General features: G+C 38.9%; 15 protein-coding genes. 8 read left to right on the top strand and 7 right to left on the bottom strand.

What is annotated here, in order from left to right; genetic code table 11:
* Positions 1-164 precede the first annotated feature (164 nt).
* Positions 165-1,382 carry an ornithine--oxo-acid transaminase gene (locus L2716_RS03505; protein ID WP_236331827.1) on the bottom strand — a complete coding sequence of 406 codons (1,218 nt, stop codon included), beginning with the start codon at positions 1,380-1,382 and terminating at the stop codon, positions 165-167.
* A gap of 458 nt (positions 1,383-1,840) precedes the next feature.
* On the opposite strand from L2716_RS03505, the gene L2716_RS03510 reads away from it, so the two are divergent.
* On the top strand, positions 1,841-2,188 hold the full coding sequence (locus tag L2716_RS03510) for a YisL family protein (protein WP_236331829.1): 348 nt from the start codon (positions 1,841-1,843) through the stop codon (positions 2,186-2,188).
* A gap of 62 nt (positions 2,189-2,250) precedes the next feature.
* Here L2716_RS03510 and L2716_RS03515 read toward each other — a convergent pair whose 3' ends face one another.
* Positions 2,251-2,622, bottom strand: coding sequence for a hypothetical protein (locus tag L2716_RS03515; protein WP_236331831.1), 372 nt, complete (start codon positions 2,620-2,622; stop codon positions 2,251-2,253).
* Between the two features lie 292 nt (positions 2,623-2,914).
* Between L2716_RS03515 and L2716_RS03520 the strand changes: the two genes are divergently transcribed.
* Positions 2,915-5,815 (top strand): EAL domain-containing protein, encoded by a 2,901-nt coding sequence (locus tag L2716_RS03520; RefSeq protein ID WP_236331833.1) that lies wholly within the window; start codon positions 2,915-2,917, stop codon positions 5,813-5,815.
* A gap of 109 nt (positions 5,816-5,924) precedes the next feature.
* On the opposite strand, the gene L2716_RS03525 is transcribed toward L2716_RS03520, so the two are convergent.
* A complete protein-coding gene (locus tag L2716_RS03525) occupies positions 5,925-6,704 on the bottom strand; it encodes a carbon-nitrogen family hydrolase (protein ID WP_236331834.1) in 780 nt (259 codons plus the stop codon).
* 119 nt (positions 6,705-6,823) lie between these two features.
* On the opposite strand from L2716_RS03525, the gene L2716_RS03530 reads away from it, so the two are divergent.
* The 6 genes from L2716_RS03530 to L2716_RS03555 all read left to right on the top strand — a co-directional run bounded on the left by L2716_RS03530 (position 6,824) and on the right by L2716_RS03555 (position 13,634).
* The gene (locus tag L2716_RS03530) at positions 6,824-7,996 is read left to right on the top strand and encodes a pyridoxal phosphate-dependent aminotransferase (protein ID WP_329610097.1); all 1,173 of its coding nucleotides are present in this window, start codon (positions 6,824-6,826) and stop codon (positions 7,994-7,996) included.
* Positions 7,997-8,082: 86 nt separating this feature from the next.
* Complete coding sequence (asnB, locus tag L2716_RS03535) at positions 8,083-9,930, top strand: asparagine synthase (glutamine-hydrolyzing) (protein WP_236331838.1); 1,848 nt, start codon at positions 8,083-8,085, stop codon at positions 9,928-9,930.
* Positions 9,931-10,115: 185 nt separating this feature from the next.
* Complete coding sequence (locus tag L2716_RS03540) at positions 10,116-11,207, top strand: nuclease-related domain-containing protein (RefSeq protein WP_236331840.1); 1,092 nt, start codon at positions 10,116-10,118, stop codon at positions 11,205-11,207.
* A 113-nt stretch (positions 11,208-11,320) separates the two neighbouring features.
* Entirely contained in the window at positions 11,321-12,268 is a 948-nt protein-coding gene (locus L2716_RS03545; protein ID WP_236331842.1) for a heme-dependent oxidative N-demethylase family protein, read from the top strand.
* A complete protein-coding gene (locus tag L2716_RS03550) occupies positions 12,265-12,690 on the top strand; it encodes a hypothetical protein (protein WP_236331844.1) in 426 nt (141 codons plus the stop codon). The genes L2716_RS03545 and L2716_RS03550 overlap by 4 nt, the downstream gene beginning before the upstream one ends.
* Positions 12,691-12,698: 8 nt before the next feature.
* A complete protein-coding gene (locus L2716_RS03555; RefSeq protein ID WP_236331846.1) occupies positions 12,699-13,634 on the top strand; it encodes a PDR/VanB family oxidoreductase in 936 nt (311 codons plus the stop codon).
* On the opposite strand, the gene ligD is transcribed toward L2716_RS03555, so the two are convergent.
* The 4 genes from ligD to L2716_RS03575 form a co-directional block, all read right to left on the bottom strand.
* Entirely contained in the window at positions 13,635-14,549 is a 915-nt protein-coding gene (gene ligD, locus L2716_RS03560; protein WP_236331848.1) for a non-homologous end-joining DNA ligase, read from the bottom strand.
* Positions 14,516-15,418, bottom strand: coding sequence for an ATP-dependent DNA ligase (locus L2716_RS03565; RefSeq protein WP_236331850.1), 903 nt, complete (start codon positions 15,416-15,418; stop codon positions 14,516-14,518). Before L2716_RS03565 ends, ligD begins: the two co-directional genes overlap by 34 nt.
* Before the next feature lie 56 nt (positions 15,419-15,474).
* Entirely contained in the window at positions 15,475-16,293 is an 819-nt protein-coding gene (gene ku, locus L2716_RS03570) for a non-homologous end joining protein Ku (RefSeq protein ID WP_236331851.1), read from the bottom strand.
* A gap of 119 nt (positions 16,294-16,412) precedes the next feature.
* Positions 16,413-17,297 (bottom strand): SDR family oxidoreductase, encoded by an 885-nt coding sequence (locus tag L2716_RS03575; protein WP_236331853.1) that lies wholly within the window; start codon positions 17,295-17,297, stop codon positions 16,413-16,415.
* Positions 17,298-17,457: the final 160 nt, after the last annotated feature.

Consider the following 17,457-nt stretch of genomic DNA (forward strand, 5'->3'; position numbering starts at 1 on the left):
TGATGTTTTAATCTACAATGAAGATATTCATTATTGTTTATAAACAGAACCGAACATTTAAATGAGATCATAATTCGGTAATTAGTCCTGTAAACATAAAAAAGGCTGACTAGAGGAACATCTCACATTGGATGTCCTCAGAGTCAGCCTCATACCATTCTCACTTATACGCTTAATACGTCTTTAATTTGCTCAATTGCCCAATCTAGGTCTTTCTTGTCAATGATGAGTGGTGGAGCAAATCGGATGACTGTATCATGTGTTTCTTTACAAAGTAAACCTTTTTCTTTTAACTGCTCACAATAAGGGCGAGCTGCTTCTGTCATTTCAACTCCGATAAATAGTCCGCGTCCGCGTACTTCTTTAATCTTCGGATTGTTAATTGATTTAAGCTCTTTTTGGAAGTAGTCACCAAGCTCTAGTGAACGCTCCACAAGCTTTTCCTCTTCCATGACTTCAAGGGATGCAACAGACACTGCACAACCTAACGGGTTACCACCGAATGTGGATCCGTGTGATCCAGGATTAAATACACCTAGTACATCTTTATTTGCAGCCACACAAGAAATTGGGAATACCCCGCCTCCAAGTGCTTTTCCTAAGATATACATATCTGGTACAACGTTGTCCCAGTCACATGCAAACCTTTTACCAGATCGGCCTAAACCAGCTTGAATTTCATCAGCAATCATAAGTACATTTTCATTAGAACATAACTCACGGACTTCTTTTAAGAATCCTTCTGGTGGTATGTTGATTCCAGCTTCACCTTGAATCGGTTCAAATAAGAATGCAGCTGTGTTTTCTGTAATCGCTTCTTTCAATGCCTTAATGTCACCGTATGGAACTAGCTTAATTCCTGGTAACATCGGACCGAAGCCACGCTTGTATTCTGCTTCAGATGATAATGAGACCGCAGACATTGTACGTCCGTGGAAGTTCCCTTCACAAGCGATGATTTCAGCTTGGTTCTCAGCGACGCCTTTTACATCATATGCCCAACGACGTGCTGATTTAATAGCTGTCTCAACTGCTTCTGCTCCAGTATTCATTGGTAAGATCATGTCTTTCTCTGTTAATTGTGAAACTTTTTCGTAAAATGGAGCAAGTTGATCGTTATGAAATGCACGAGATGTTAATGTTACTCGACCAGCTTGCTTAGTAAGAGCTTCAATGATCTTAGGATGACGGTGACCTTGGTTCACTGCAGAATACGCACTGAGCATATCCATATAACGTTTACCTTCAGGGTCTTTAACCCAAACACCTTCTGCTTCAGAAATAACAATCGGTAGTGGAAGGTAGTTCTTTGCACCATATTGTTCTGTTTTCGAAATAATCTGTTCAGTTCCTTGTTGGTCAGTTACTTGATTTTGATTCATTTGCTCACTCCATTCTATACTTATAGTCTGTAATCATTATAAAGGATAATGCATGCACAATGCACACATTTATAGAGGATGATCAAAAAGTCCGGTGAAAATGGTCGTCGAATTTCTGTGTCAGCTTGCTTTTCCTCTCCTCACGTATCCAGTTCATACGCTCCGGTACTCAAAGCTACGCTTCCTTGAACTTCTCGCTCCTTTTTATCCTCCTTTTTGAACATACATTTATAGAGGATGATCAAAAAGTCCGGTGAAAATGGTCATCGAATTTCTGCGTCAGCTTGCTTTTCCGTTCCTCACGTATCCAGTTCATACGCTCCGGTGCTCAAAGCTACACTTCCTTGAACTTCTCGCTCCTTTTCATCCTCCTTTTTGAACATACATTTATACTATTTCCTTTTGTGATTCCCTTTTGATATGATTGATATGATTTGTTATAGAGGAGGAAATAAAATATGATTCATGCACACGTATCTTCATGGGCAATTGCATTAATTCTGTTCTTTGTTACTTATTTCTTATTGAAAGCTGGAAAGGCAAAAGGGCATAAAATCACAAGTATGATTTTGAGATTATTCTACGTGTTGATCATACTGACAGGTGGTATGGTGTTCATCAACATTGTTACTGCCGGTGCATTCCAGTTCATGTATCTCGTTAAAGTACTCGTAGGTATTTGGGTAATCGGTGGAATGGAAATGGTACTTGCTAAGACGAAAAAGGGTGAATCCGCAAAGGGTATGTGGATTATGTTTATCATATCCCTTGTACTAGTCTTGTACTTAGGTTACGACGTCCTGTAAAAATTGAAAATAAGAACGACCCAAAAGCTAGAAGGCTTTTGGGTCGTTTTTCTGTTCGTAGCTTAATTTTCAGTAAGAATCTTCATAAGTGCTTTTTCAATTGTGTCGTCTTTAGCGTTATTTTCAAAATATGTATTGATTTGAACGAGCAATTCTTGGGGTTGTGAAATGTCCATATCCCTTGATTTAAGTCCATTTGATATATTTACCGTAAATTCAAGCTGTTCCCTATAGGATAATTTATTCCATTCAGATCCCGTTTGTTTCAAAATCTGATCTGGTTTTAGTTGAATCTTGTTAGACTCTTTGCTCTTTGACTGGACAGTCATTTCCCTTTCGTCTACAAAGAAATCTGTTAGCTCTGGACTAACAACAACAGCAGAAATTCCTAGCAATAGACCCATAGTCAAAATACCAAATAATAAATTCTTCATCCGTTCTCCAGCCTTTTCATCTAATTAATCGTTACCCTACCTTAGTATAACATCCTCTTCAATTTGTGACGTTAGTTAAAAATTAGACAATCAATTATTCGTTTGAAAATATTTACATATCGGGTCATTAGCACTAGTGACAAGCTGCGAATCATACTACATACGGGTTAAAATAGGAATTTATACACAGGCCTTATCGTTGAAGAAATAAGGTCAAATTGACGATAGATAAGTATAGAGTAAATGAATGACTTACTATTCTTTTGAATTGACGTAGGGAATGATGCGATTTATGAAGACTTATACGACGATGTATCGCAACAAAGCGCAAATACTTGAGTTTATAGAGAGGAATGAACTTTCCAATAAGGAAAACCTATTTATACAAATCTTTACGAAGGACGGAAAAGTGAAAGTTACTCGTCTTCATGAGATCTTGGTTGATGCGTTACCTCAAGCTGTATTAATTGGTGCAACCGTAGACGCATCATTTAGTAAAGAAATTAAGACTGCAGGAACTGTCGTTTCAATTACTGTTTTTAACAAGGTGAAGGTTAAGAGCACTTTTGTTCAATTTAATCCAGGTATGGATACGTACCAAGAAGCATTGAATATGGGACAGAATACAATTAACGATGACACAAAAGCAATCGTTCTATTCGGTAGCAGTCATACAATAGATAACCAAGTTGTGTTAGATGCTTTTGCGAATCATTATCCTGATTTACTAGTAGCTGGTGGGAATGCTGTCCCGCTTGGTACGAACAATCTGGAGTATCTTATTGCGACAGACGGCATTATCGATTGTGGAATGGTTGTAGTCAGTTTATCTGGAGTGGACCTTCAGGCATCGTTACACGCATGTACAGAATGGAATACAGCTGGTAGATCCTTTATGGTTACAGGAGCTAATGAGGATTTGATTCAAACCCTTGATCATAAGCCGGTTAAAGAAATTTATCAAAAATATTTAGGCAGGGAAATGCTCGAAAATATTAAGCAAGCAGGTTCATCTTTTCCATTAATGGTGAAGCAAGGGGCTGTTACGAAACCTATCCTAATAAAGGACTTTCATCAAGACGGTTCAATCACTGTGGCTGAGCCAATTGAAGTTGGGACGACCGTTTATATTGGTTGTGGTGATGCAAGCATCTTTCTTAATACGTTCAATTTCATTTCAGACAAATTAAGAGGTGTTCCGGTAGAAGGATTATTTATGTATTCTTGTATGTCACGGATCCGTTTTTTCAAAAAAGGCGTTGAACATGAAATGAATACGATTAAGAACCTTGTACCCACTACCGGTGCTTTTACAGCAGGTGAGTATTATCATGAAGATGGGAAGAATGAAATGCTTTCCTATGCGCTCACCTTCCTTTCGTTGGCTGAGTCTGAAGTTTACATCGACGAGACAGATTTTAATCGTGCAGCAAACACAAACTCAGAGATAAAGGAAATTCTTGCTTTGTCTCAATTAATAAAAGCTTCAACTGAAGATTTAGAGGAACTTTACAATAGTTTAAGAGAGTCTGAACAGCGCTATACATCGTTATTTGAGCATAATCCGGATATCGTATACTCCGTAGATTCACATGGTAAAATTACAAGTATTAATGCTTCACTAGAGAAAATATTAGGATATACGTGTAAAGAGGTCATCGGAAACAAGGCTACGGATTTCTTAAGAGAAGAAGATGTTGAGCGCGTCTATCATTACTTTCACTTAGCAATGAGAGACAAGCCACAGCACTTTACGTTAGTAATTCGTCATAAGAATGGAGAAAATGTGCTGTTCGAAATTGCGAACATGCCAATTAGGGTAAATGATGAAGTAGTAGGCGTGTATGGTGTTGCCAAAAATAGAACAGAGCAGTTTTTAGCTGAACAAAAGATTTCAGAACTTGCCTATCATGATAGTTTAACAGGGTTACCGAACAGGTTATCTTTTCATGAGCGATTAAACGAAAAGATAGAGATAGCACATGAGAATAATGAAAGTGTTGCGGTCATGGTCATAGATTTAGATGAATTTAAAATGATTAATGATAGCCTAGGTCATCATGCTGGAGATCGAATTTTAAAGCACGTTGCGACCAATTTAAGTGGTTGCATTTCAGATCGTGATTTTATTGCTCGTTTTGCAGCAGATGAATTTCTTATCTTGGTGCCAACAGTAGAGAGTGTTAATGAATTGTCAGCATTGGCTGATCAATTGCTTACTGCAATTAAGAAACCCGTTTTCCTAAAAGGGAAGGAATATGTTTTATCAGGTAGTATTGGGGTCAGTCTCTATCCAAGTGATGCGTTAGACGAAGAAAAATTACTCAAAAATGCGAATTTAGCCTTACATAAGGCTAAACGAAGTGGTCGTAATAGTATACAATTCTTCACAGGCGATATGAATGCTATGATTTCAGAAAGATTAGAGCTAGAAAATCATTTGCGGAAGGCGCTTAGTTTGAACGAACTAGAAGTCTATTATCAACCGCAAATAGATATTGAATCGGGTCGTGTGTTTGCTTTTGAAGCTTTATTACGCTGGAAACATACTAAACGTGGAATGATTCCTCCAAACATTTTTATTCCCATTGCAGAAGACACAGGGGTCATTAATGAGATTGGTTATTGGGTATTATTAGAAGCATGCACGCAAACGCGTCAATGGCATGAGTCAGGTATGAACGATCTATCCGTATGTGTCAATGTATCGGGTATCCAGTTCCAACGACCGGATTTTATTGATGAAGTGAAAGCATGTTTAGAAACATCAGGCTTGGAGTCATCCTTCCTTCATATCGAATTGACTGAGAGTATTATGCTTGAGGATGTCGAGCACACGATAAAAATTATTAACCAACTTAAGGGATTAGGTGTGAAGATCTCAGTAGATGATTTTGGTACAGGATATTCCTCTTTAAGTTACTTAAGAGACTTTCCAATCGACATATTAAAAATCGACCAATCATTTATTAGAAATCTAGAAGATTCAAATCCAGATGCTGCTATCGTACGTGCAATCATCACAATGTGTGAAGGGCTAAATGTAACAGTTCTTGCCGAAGGTGTTGAAACAGAGCAGCAACTTAAAACGCTACAACAGTTTGGTTGTAATCAAATTCAAGGCTATTACATTAGTAAACCAGTAAAAGCAGTAGAAATAAAAGGCTTATATAAGAACTTTCAAATGAATTAATCAATGATATTAAAAGGCTAAGCAGTTATACATCAATAATGATGAATGCGCTTAGCCTTTTGTTTCCCTTTTAAAATTGTCTAGCTCCTAAATCACTTAATTTACTCTTTTATTCATACAAGTCTGTCCTACGATCCTCATAGATCGGAATTCGTTTGCGGAACTCGTTTAATTCTTCGATTTGTATGTTTGCATATATTGTAGTTTCGTCCTCATCTGCTTCTGAAAGAATTTCTCCCCAAGGGTTAATGATCATAGAGTGACCTCCAAAAACGTTATCAGGGTCACTTCCAACTCTATTACAAGCGACAACATAACATTGATTTTCAATGGCACGTGTAATGAGAAGATTACGCCAATGTTCTGTCCTAGGTTTCGGCCACTCAGCTGGCACGAATAATACTTTCGCACCTTCTAGGGCATGTTTTCGGATCCATTCAGGAAATCGGATGTCGTAACAAATAAAGCCCGCAGCTGGTATATCATCAATCGTGAAATGCCCATCATCGTTCCCAGCTTTCAAATATTTCTCCTCATTCATAAGTCGGAATAAGTGAACCTTACTATATTCCTTATGCACATTTCCTTCTCGGTCAAACACGAGCATTGTATTAAACACATCTTTTTCTTTTCTTACAGCAACAGACCCTGCCACAATGTTGACGTGATAAGAAATAGCGAGAGAAGAAATGAATTCGATGGTTTTTTCCCCGTTAGGATCACCGATTTGATCAAGCATTTCTAGGTCATATCCCGTGGTCCATAATTCTGGTAGAACGATTACATCGGTTTGATCTGAACAAGCCTCACGTATTTTACTCGTAATATGCTCAAAGTTGGCTTGTGGATTACCGTATACAATATCCATTTGAATGACTGCTACTTTCATTAATTTGTCCCCCTCGCAATGTCCAATATTAGTTTGTATATATTGCTTTACTTTTCACTGATTACACCTTAACATAAATGATTAGAATTTTCGTACAGTTTACTTGGAGGTGGATGTATTTGAATCGTTTTCAACAATCAGATGCGCTTAAGCGTCTTCCTGAGCAATTTTTTGCAAATCTTGTCCAAAAAATACAGCCTTATTATGAGGCGGGATATGACATGATTAATCTAGGGCAAGGGAACCCCGATCAACCGACACCAGATCATATTGTAAAAACACTACAAAATTCTGCAGCCAATCCTGTTCACCATAAGTACCCACCATTTCGTGGACATGCATTCCTGAAGAAAGCAATTGCTGATTTTTACAAACGGGAATATGACGTAGATCTGGATCCAGAAAAAGAAGTGTCAGTCCTATTTGGTGCAAAAGCTGGACTTGTTGAGATTAGTCAATGTTTTTTGAATCAAGGGGATATTGCATTGGTCCCAGATCCTGGTTATCCAGATTATGAATCAGGCATTGCCTATGCAGATGCAATACAACACAATATGCCTTTAAAAAAGGAGAATGATTTCCTACCGGATTATGCTTCCATTCCTGAAAAGACTTTAGACCAAGCGAAGCTGATGTTCTTGAACTATCCGAACAACCCAACTGCGGCGATTGCGACAGAAGCTTTTTTCGAGGAAACGATAGACCTTGCTGAAAAGAACGACATATGTGTTGTACATGATTTTGCGTACGGATCCATTGGTTATGATGGTCACAAACCGATTAGCTTTCTCCAAGCAAAAGGTGCGAAGAAAGTTGGAATCGAAATGTATACACTTTCGAAGACGTTTAATATGGCGGGCTGGCGTATTGGGTTCGCACTAGGGAACGAAAAGGTGATCGAAGCGATCAACCTTCTTCAGGATCACTACTATTGCGGGATGTTCGGAGGCTTACAAGAAGCTGCTGCTAAGGCTTTGAATGGTCCACAGGATTGCGTTCAAGATTTACGCGCCTTGTATGAAGAACGTCGAAATGCGTTTATACCCAAATTACAAGAGAATGGCTTTGAAGTCGTTTCACCGAAAGGGTCATTTTTTGCTTGGATTCCTGTTCCAGATGGCTTTACATCTGAATCATACTCGGATTTTCTAATGGAAGAAGCGCATGTCATCGTTGCCCCAGGGAATGGTTTCGGTGAAAGTGGAGAAGGTTTTGTACGGGTTGGCCTCCTTTGCGAAAAAGAACGATTAATTGAAGCTGCAGAACGTATGATTAATGTTAAAAGGCGATAACCGAGATAACATTTAAACCATTTTTTATGGGCACATTTCCATCTTCAAAGCATAAATTGTGTATAGAGATGGAGGGTGAGGGAACCATGTGTGGAATAACTGGCTGGATTGATTTTCACAGAGATTTATCCCGTGAAACTGCAACGATCAAGAAGATGGCATCAACACTAGGGAAAAGGGGACCCGATGCAACGAATCATTGGGTTGCACCTCGTGTTGCGTTCGGACACGCGAGACTCATTGTTGTTGACCCCAAAGGTGGGGGTCAACCGATGCATAAAACATATAAAGGCTCGACGTACACAATGATTTATAACGGAGAATTGTATAACACGGACGACATCCGAAAAGTTTTGCTGACAAAAGGTCACACATTCGAGTCCCATAGCGATACGGAAGTCTTACTCACAAGTTATGTAGAATGGGGAGAAGCTTGTGTTGAGCATTTAAATGGGATTTTTGCATTTGCCATTTGGGATGAGCGTAAAGGGCAACTTTTCATGGCACGAGATCGCCTCGGTGTTAAACCACTTTTTTTTAAGCTAGATAAAGGCAGGTTGCTATTTGGATCGGAGTTGAAATCGATACTTTCACATCCTGGTGTAAAAGCGGAAGTTGACCGAGAAGGATTACAAGAAGTGTTCGGTCTAGGTCCATCCAGAACGCCTGGTCACGGGGTTTATCGCGGGATAAAGGAATTGCGAGCTGCACATGCGATGAAGTTCGATCAAAATGGCGAGAAAGTATGGCGGTATTGGGATGTCGAAAGTAAGGAGCATAAAGACTCGTTAGATGATACGGTTGAAAATGTGCGATGGCTATTAAAGGATGCAGTCGAACGTCAGCTTGTAGCCGATGTACCTGTGTGCACATTTTTGTCAGGTGGAGTTGACTCCAGTGCAATTAGTGCGTTCGCTTCTAGATACTTCAAACAAGAAGATCGCGGAGCCTTGCATACGTACTCAATTGACTATGAGGATAATGATAAATACTTTAAGAAGAGTACATTTCAACCCAACTCAGATGGTCCTTGGATCAAAATCATGCGTGAATATTTAAAAACGGTTCATCACAATTCCGTCATCGAGAATGAAAAATTGTTGCACTATTTAAAGGCTGCTGTTCACATGAGGGACCTACCAGGTATGGCAGATGTAGACTCTTCTTTACTTTGGTTCTGTGAGGAAATTAAGCAGCAGTTTACAGTTGGCTTGTCTGGTGAGTGTGCGGATGAAATCTTCGGTGGGTATCCATGGTTTTATCGACCAGAGCTATTAGAGCGTGAAGCCTTTCCTTGGATGCACTCAGTAAATGAAAGGCAATCGATTCTGAGACCTGAATTAGGAGCAAAGTTGCAATTGAAAGAATATGTGCAGAGTCGGTATCAAGCTACAGTTGATGAGACACCTAAGCTCGATGGGGAAAGCCGTGATGAAGCTCGTCGGCGTGAAATGTCTTATCTAAATATGCATTGGTTCATGGCAACGCTGTTAGATCGGAAAGACAGGATGAGCATGGGAGCAAGTCTTGAAGTCCGTGTTCCGTTTGCTGATCATCGGATTGTGGAATATGCATGGAACATCCCTTGGGATATGAAAATGCTTGAAGGCAGGGAAAAGGGGATCCTGCGGAAAGCACTGGAAGGCATCTTGCCAGACGAGATTTTATATCGAAAAAAGAGTCCATATCCGAAGACACATCATCCAGAGTATACACGCTTGGTGAAAGGGTGGCTTTCATCGATTATAGCTGATGGTTCAGCGCCACTCCTTGAGTTAGTTGACCGATCTAAGGTGGAAGAAATCATTCAAACAGATGGAGAAGCATTCAAGACACCATGGTTCGGCCAACTGATGACTGGCCCTCAGCTCATCGCTCACCTCGCACAAATCAACACTTGGCTCGAAGATTATAACGTGAATATTGTAGATTAATTTGAGAGAGGTTGGTGTGGCATGCCAGCCTCTTTAATTTATGCAGGGGATGTTGATGTCTATCATTTAATCAAAAGGCGGATAAATCTGTGAATCTGTCTATAATTTCTGGAATCTGTCTATAATTTCTGGAATCTGTCTATAATTTCTGGAATCTGTCTATAATTCCTGAAATGTATCTATAATTGCAGAATGAAGATTCATTTGAAAATTTGAGGAAGGATTTACATCTTAGCGAGCAGAATTTCAATACAGAAACCTTATATGGGAGTGATTTAATGCAAATAAATAAACCGTTTATTGCACTGCAGTTGATGGCTTTGTTGAGGCGAAGCCCTGCAAAAGATCGATCGCACCCTAAGCATTCTATCATTATTAGAAGACTTAAAAGGGTTATGGGAGGTTTTAGAGGCGAAGAAAGCGTATTTTACCAGCTTAATTATCTACCTAAAGAACAATTCCTCATTTTACATGGTCCCAGATTATCCAATGAAAATACTTACTTCCAAATTGACTTTCTTGTTCTTTCTCCTCACTTTTACACCATCATTGAAGTGAAAAACATATATGGAGAACTTTATTTTGATCCAGTATTTGATCAACTTATTCGAAAAATGCCAGATGGCACCCAAACCGGCCTACAAGATCCAACTTCACAAGTGAAAATACAAAAAATGCAACTTCGTAAATGGTTAAAACATCATAAACTTCCTATAGCCCCTATAAAATACCTCATCACGGTCAGTGACCCCAAAACCATATTGAACACTTCGTTAGCTAATCACAACATTTCAAATTGGATTATACATAAACACGCTCTTATGAGTAAGTTTGAGCATTTTATTAAGGCTAATCCAAAAGAAATCATTTCCAATAAAGATGTCAAAAAAATAGCCAGGAAAATAAAGAGAAAAAATGAACCGCTATTATCTGATGTATTAGATACCTATAAATTTACTCCATCACAAATTACGAGCGGTGTTTCTTGTCCAAAATGCCTTGAACTACCTATACCAAGACATAAATACCGAAAAAATTGGGTGTGTCCAACATGCAGAGCTTCATCTAACCAAGCCTATTTCGAAGCTATCGCAGATTATGCTCTATTAATCAATAACACTTTTTCAAACAGGCAGATGAGATTATTTCTTCATATTGATTCAGATTCAACAGTCTACAATCTCCTCAAAAAAATGAACATCCAAACTGTAGGTAGAAAGCATTCAATTTCCTTAGATGATGTGTATATGTATGCGAATAAAAACTTTAATGAGTAGTTGCCAAAGATTCCCCTCTTTCCAACACAAAACCTCTATCATTCATTTCTTGAAGGAGTTCTGACACTATATATTGAACTTGTAGTTTAACGTATGTAGAGAGGAGTTTACCTATGTCATCTCATACATTTCCATTCCCATTTACGACAAATCAATATGCCTATTCAAATAATTCTTCGCTACTCGAACCTGCTTGGACTGTGACGGTTACAGATGAATATAAACATGAAGTATTATTGAAGCGAAAATTACTGCATCAAAACCATGATAGATGTTACCGTTCACTCCCTATTTCAATTGAGTCGCAATGGGAAGCGATGCGACTTGTGCTGAATCATCTGGCGGAAGCGTATCCTAACCACTTTAGTTTAGAAAAACGAGGAAAAGAATATCGATTTCAAAATCATTTGTTACAGGAAGAAGAACGGTTTATTTTCAGAGACAACAGTTCAGTAAACCTTGAGCCGCTTGATTTGGTAGGTCGTCATATCCAGGAGGATCTCATTTTGATGGGGGATCGCAGCGATGGCTTATTTTTAGAGGCTGGTCAGCTTTGTTTTCCTTCAAATTGGTCCTTGACGTTTGTGCTTGGTATGGAATTTAAGTCGATTCATATGCCAGTTCCTAATATCACGGACAATGGTTTTATTCAAAAAGTTGAACGGTTCATTTCAAGAATTCGTCCCAACACCGCTTGGGAACGAAAGAATTGGTCCATTACCATATCAGAAAAGCTCGATACCCCTCTCGAAACGTATGCTGAATGGGGGAAGCTCCGTCAAGAAGTTACAGAAGAGAATGCAGTTGAAATGGTTCATCTCCGAGTCGAAGTTCAGCGGTTGTACCGACTTCCGATTAACAATGACATACTTTTTACCATCCACACTTATCTTTTATCCTTAAAAGATTTAGTTAAGAATGATCATTGGCTAAAGCTCTTTTACAGTAATATCAAAACGCTTCCCGAAGAAATTACAGATTACAAAGGGATTTCCTTCTATAGAAAAGACTTGATGAAGTATCTTGAAAATAAAATGGCTCATAAGAAGATGATCCGATGAAAAGAAAAATCGTTCTTTTTACAGATGAAAGGCATATGGAACAAGCGAATACTAAGCTTAAATCATTTGAACAGGACGGACGAATGTGTGAATTGATTATAGTTAAAAGTGAGACAAATTACGAAGAAATACTGACTGGATTGTCAGTTGGTACTCAGGTATTGATTTGTACTGAGGCTGAAGAAGCACAAGTAATCCAAAGATCAGCATTAAGTTTAGGTTTCCTTCATGATGACATCATTTACATGTCTTCAAAAGAGAAGAATCCCCGTGTATTTTGTTCACAGTGTCATTTTATACAAAGGGTGGACCAGAAAATAGCTTTCAAATGTAGAAACTGTAGTCAAAAAATTCTACCTTCTGACCATTATTCAGCTTATCATCATGCCTTTCTTGCATACCCAAGCTTTCAAAAAGGATGAACAAACCCATGAAACAATTTTATCAATTGAGAGTATTGAAAACAGAATATGTCACACCAACAGTTAAGAAATTCACACTGACTTCTGAGGAAATCAACCTACCAAGCTTCGGGGCTGGTGCACATATTACGGTGAAACTTCCGATGGGTACGCGACAGTATTCCCTTACCAATGATCCTTACCAACAAGAGAATGAATATACGATTGCGGTGAAGAACATTGGGAGTGAAAACAGTGCATCAACGTTTTTACATGAACACATTGAAGAAGGGGATACACTCGAAGTGTCCGGTCCTGATAATTATTTTCCAGTTCGATCCGAAGGTAAGCATCATGTATTCTTTGCGGCTGGAATCGGAATTACCCCATTTCTTTCCATGATGGCCTATTTGATTCAAATTGATCAGTCGTTTGAACTCCATTATGCAGGAGCAAGTAAAGAGGATTGTGCATTTTATAAAGAAATTAAAAACCAATACCCGGAACAAACGACTTTTTATTTTATGGAACGAGAACAAAAAGTCCAAATACTAAGAGAAGTGTTGAGTAATCAAACGGTTGGCACACACTTTTACATTTGTGGACCGGCTGGATTCATGGATCAGTTCATATCATATTGTAATGAGATTGGTTATCCAGATGAGTGTGTCCACTCAGAAAGATTCCGTCCGGCGAACACAACCATAAATCGAAAACCGTTTTCAGTAACCATTGGTAAAAAAACCATCCAAGTTGGTTCAAACCAAAGCTTGCTCCAAGCCATAAATGAAAAAGGGATCCTAGTTCCATATGCTTGTCAAATGGGCATCTGCGGTACGTGTGAAGTGGCAGTATGTAACGGAGAAATTCTCCACAATGATACGTTTTTGACAGATGAAGAGAGAAAGGTGAAGATGCTTTCTTGTGTGTCTCGAGGGATTGGGCACATCACTATTAAGATATAGTCACTGATTCAATAGCCCATCCAAAATTCTCCTTAAGGGTTGTGTGCTGCGAATCGAGTCCATTTCAGAGAATGGACATCCTTTTGTTTTGATGCGTTTGAGAACATCGGAAATGGAGAACATCTCTGGTTTCAATCGTTCGTCCACTTCGTCCCAATAAAGTGGGGTAGCAACAAGTGCATCATCATTCCCTCTCAATGAGTAAGGGGCAATAATCGTTTTTCCTTCTGCATGCTGTAAGAAATCAATATAACACTTCGAACCTCTATTCTCTTTCAACCGTTCGATTGTAAAATTATCTGGAAATTGAGTCACTAAATAATCCGCAATAAATTTCGTGAAAACTCTTGTTTCTTCATAAACGAACTGATCTTCAGGAATTGGAATATAAATTTGCAACCCTTTGTTGCCAGAAGTTTTGATAAAACCAGTGAGGTCAAAACGGTCTAGTATTTTCTTTATTTCCAAACCTGCTTGGACGGCAAGAGCGAAATGATCCCTAGATGGAGGATCCAAGTCGAATACAATTTCTGAAGGTGAGGATGAACCCATCTTATTGAAAGGTATATGAAACTCCAAGGATAATTGATTCCCCAGCCATATGAGGGTCTCTAAATCGTTACAAACGATGTAATTAATCTTCTCATGTACCTTGGTTTGTATGAAATCTGGTGCATAATCGGGACAATTTTTTTGATAAAAGTAATCATCATACATCCCATGAGGATAACGCTTTACGGTCAAGTATCGATTGTTCAAAAAAGGTAGCATACGCTTATGGACTTCAATCAAATAATGAAGGTAAGCTTGCTTGTTAATGTCCTTTTCAGGATATAGTAGCTTATCTAAACTCGTCACCTGAATGGTGTGACCATTAATATTCAACTGTCCATTTGCGTTTGAAGTGCTTCCCATGTGCAGTCCTCCCAGTGGATATCCAACCTGAATTGTACGAATCTCGGATGTCTTAATTGCATGTTATACAATTCTAGAAACTCCAACTCGACACAGATCCCGGGGCTGACTTTAATCAATGTTCCTTTTCGTCCTTTTTGGTTGTTCTGCACGATCTGTATGAGCGCTTCCCGATCTTTCCCTTCAAGACCATGGGAAAACAAACCGATTTGTTCTAGCTTTTTATCTTTTATGACAGCGATATGAACATATCCATTCCCTTCATCAAACCCAGTCACAATGAAAAAGCCTCGGAATAATCGTTTGACTTTCAACCAATTAGGCGTTCGTTTTCCTGAAATCCAAAGACTGTTCTTCCTTTTCGCGACGATGCCTTCACCTTTCTTACTCTTCACTTGATTAAAAAGTGATTCACCATCTGACTGAGGTGGTATCCACTGAATTGAGGTTTGAAAGTCATGATTAACTGTTGGGTAAGACATCTTATTCATCCAGGATTGTAGCTGTTGTTTCCGGTTGATATACGTTTCACTCTTTAGTGGTTTTCCTCCTATCACCAACAGGTCAAAAACCAAGTAGGTAACAGGGGACAAGAGGGTATGTTGTTGTATCTTCTCTATATTTTTCAGTCGGCCACGTTTTTGTATTTGTGAAAATGAAGCACGAATATCAGATTCAAGTACACATAGTTCACCATCTAATAAAATAGGTAAATCCTCATTGTATTCATTCTGTATTCGAGTAGCTTCTTTTACAATCTCCGGAAAACCTGTTCTTAAAGAAATTAGATTTCTGCTATAAAGGTCAATTTCCTCTTCATCAATATAAAGAAGACACCTGAAGCCATCATATTTGATTTCATAGTACAAATCATCCCCTTCCGGGACCTCGGATGTTAAGGTAGGAAGCATCGGTTTAAGCCGCATTATTCACTGCTCGCTTTTTTCTTTCTTGTGCGGGTTGTTTTCTTCTTCTTCGGTTTTGTGTCATCAATACTTGCTTGTAATGCATCCATTAAGTCAACAACATCTGCTTTTGGTTGTTGCTTTGCAACTTTAATTTGTTCACCTTTAACCTTACTTTGTATGGCTTCCATCAAAGCTTCGCGATAATCGTCTTGATATTTTCCTGGATCGAATTCTGTCGTCAATTGTTCGATCAATTGAATGGCCATTTTTAATTCTTTCTCGTTTAACTCGACCTCCTCAGGTATTTCAGGAACGAGATCGATATTCCTTACTTCATCAGGAAAATGAATGGTTTCAAGCAAAAGTCCTTTGTCATAAACACGGACAACGGATAAATGTTGTTTGGAGCGTATCATCACTTTCGCTATCCCGATTTTTCCGGACTCCTCCATCGCATTCTTCAAAAGGCTATAGGGCTTTGAACCATTTTCGCCAGGTCCGATAAAATAAGAGCGATCGAAGTAGATGGGGTCAACTTCAGATAAATGGACAAAATCTAAGATTTCAATTGATTTCGTTTGCTCTTTTGAAAGAGCATCTAGATCCTCTTTCTCTAGTTCGACGAATTTATTCGGTTCATACTCATAGGCTTTAATAATTTCACTTTGCTCTAGAGATTTCTCACAGGCTGTGCATGTTTTTTCATATTTGATAGGACTGTGGTCTTCTTTATGAAGCTGTCTCATTTTGATGTCTTTGTTTTCAGTAGCTGCAAATAATTTGATTGGAATCGTGACTAATCCAAAACTAATTGAGCCTTTCCACATTGTGTGCATACCGAGGCATCCCTTCATCCTTTTATACATAATGTCTGCTATAAAGGACCATTCCATTATCCCCAGTTTTTACTAGTTCATGAAAAGAAGAGCCATCCGCTAGGATCGCTCTTCATGAATTAACCACTTACAATTATTCCACCATTAACGTGTATCATCTGACCTGAAATGTAGCTTGAGTCGTCAGACGCCAGGAAAACATAACTGGGAGCTACTTCGTCTGGTTGTCCCGGTCGTCCCATAGGGGTGTTCTTACCGAATTCACCTACATGCTCGGCATCAAAAGTTGATGGGATCAGCGGAGTCCAAATTGGACCAGGGGCTACACCATTTACACGAATTCCTTTCGAAACGAGAGATTCTGATAAAGATCTGGTAAAAGCAACCATGGCACCTTTTGTACTGGAGTAATCAATTAAGTGATCGTTCCCTTTATATGCTGTTACAGAGGTCGTATTGATGATTGTGCTACCGCTCTTTAAATGAGGTAGTACTGCTTTTGACATATAGAAACAAGAAAAGATATTTGTTCTGAAAGTGTGTTCTAACTGCTCTTGATCGATTTCTTCGATACCATTCTTAGGATGTTGTTCAGCTGCATTATTGATGAGGATATCGATGGCTCCGAATTCAGTCATTACTTGTTGGACGGCATTGTCACAAAATTTCTGATCACCTATATCTCCTGGAATCAATAAACACCTTTGTCCTTCTTCTTCAACTTGGCGTTTCGTTTCGTTTGCGTCTTCATGTTCATTTAGGTAGATGATGGCTACATCTGCACCTTCTTTTGCATACAAAATTGCAACAGCTTTGCCGATTCCGCTATCGCCGCCTGTTATGATTGCCTTCTTTCCGTTCAACTTTCCACTACCCTGATAATATGTATCCTCCGATTGAGGAGTAGGGACCATTTCCGATTCTGTTCCTGGTTGATGATTCTGATGTTGAGGTGGTTGGCCTGAAGGTTTGTCCTGGTGAGGTGAGAAGTGTTGTGGAAACATAATGATAAAATCTCCTTTCTTGAGTAGCGTTAACAATTACAAATACTATATAGATATTCCTTATACTATTACCGTTTTGGACAAATCTAATCATCAAAAATGGCTATATGGTTTGAAAGAACTACGCCATTGGGAAGGGTATACAAAGAGATGACTTCAA

Origin of the sequence: Pseudalkalibacillus berkeleyi (genome assembly GCF_021608225.1) — a bacterium.
In the GTDB taxonomy this organism is placed as follows: Bacteria; Bacillota; Bacilli; order Bacillales; family Fictibacillaceae; genus Pseudalkalibacillus; species Pseudalkalibacillus berkeleyi.

Bases quoted from the DNA above. Each gene is read 5' to 3' on its own strand.
- ku (WP_236331851.1), bottom strand. From the start codon at position 16,293: ATGCACACAATGTGGAAAGGCTCAATTAGTTTTGGATTAGTCACGATT.
- L2716_RS03520 (WP_236331833.1), top strand. From the start codon at position 2,915: ATGAAGACTTATACGACGATGTATCGCAACAAAGCGCAAATACTTGAG.
- L2716_RS03550 (WP_236331844.1), top strand. From the start codon at position 12,265: ATGAAAAGAAAAATCGTTCTTTTTACAGATGAAAGGCATATGGAACAA.
- ligD (WP_236331848.1), bottom strand. From the start codon at position 14,549: ATGGGAAGCACTTCAAACGCAAATGGACAGTTGAATATTAATGGTCAC.
- L2716_RS03575 (WP_236331853.1), bottom strand. From the start codon at position 17,297: ATGTTTCCACAACACTTCTCACCTCACCAGGACAAACCTTCAGGCCAA.
- L2716_RS03510 (WP_236331829.1), top strand. From the start codon at position 1,841: ATGATTCATGCACACGTATCTTCATGGGCAATTGCATTAATTCTGTTC.
- L2716_RS03515 (WP_236331831.1), bottom strand. From the start codon at position 2,622: ATGAAGAATTTATTATTTGGTATTTTGACTATGGGTCTATTGCTAGGA.
- asnB (WP_236331838.1), top strand. From the start codon at position 8,083: ATGTGTGGAATAACTGGCTGGATTGATTTTCACAGAGATTTATCCCGT.
- L2716_RS03545 (WP_236331842.1), top strand. From the start codon at position 11,321: ATGTCATCTCATACATTTCCATTCCCATTTACGACAAATCAATATGCC.
- L2716_RS03505 (WP_236331827.1), bottom strand. From the start codon at position 1,382: ATGAATCAAAATCAAGTAACTGACCAACAAGGAACTGAACAGATTATT.
- L2716_RS03525 (WP_236331834.1), bottom strand. From the start codon at position 6,704: ATGAAAGTAGCAGTCATTCAAATGGATATTGTATACGGTAATCCACAA.
- L2716_RS03555 (WP_236331846.1), top strand. From the start codon at position 12,699: ATGAAACAATTTTATCAATTGAGAGTATTGAAAACAGAATATGTCACA.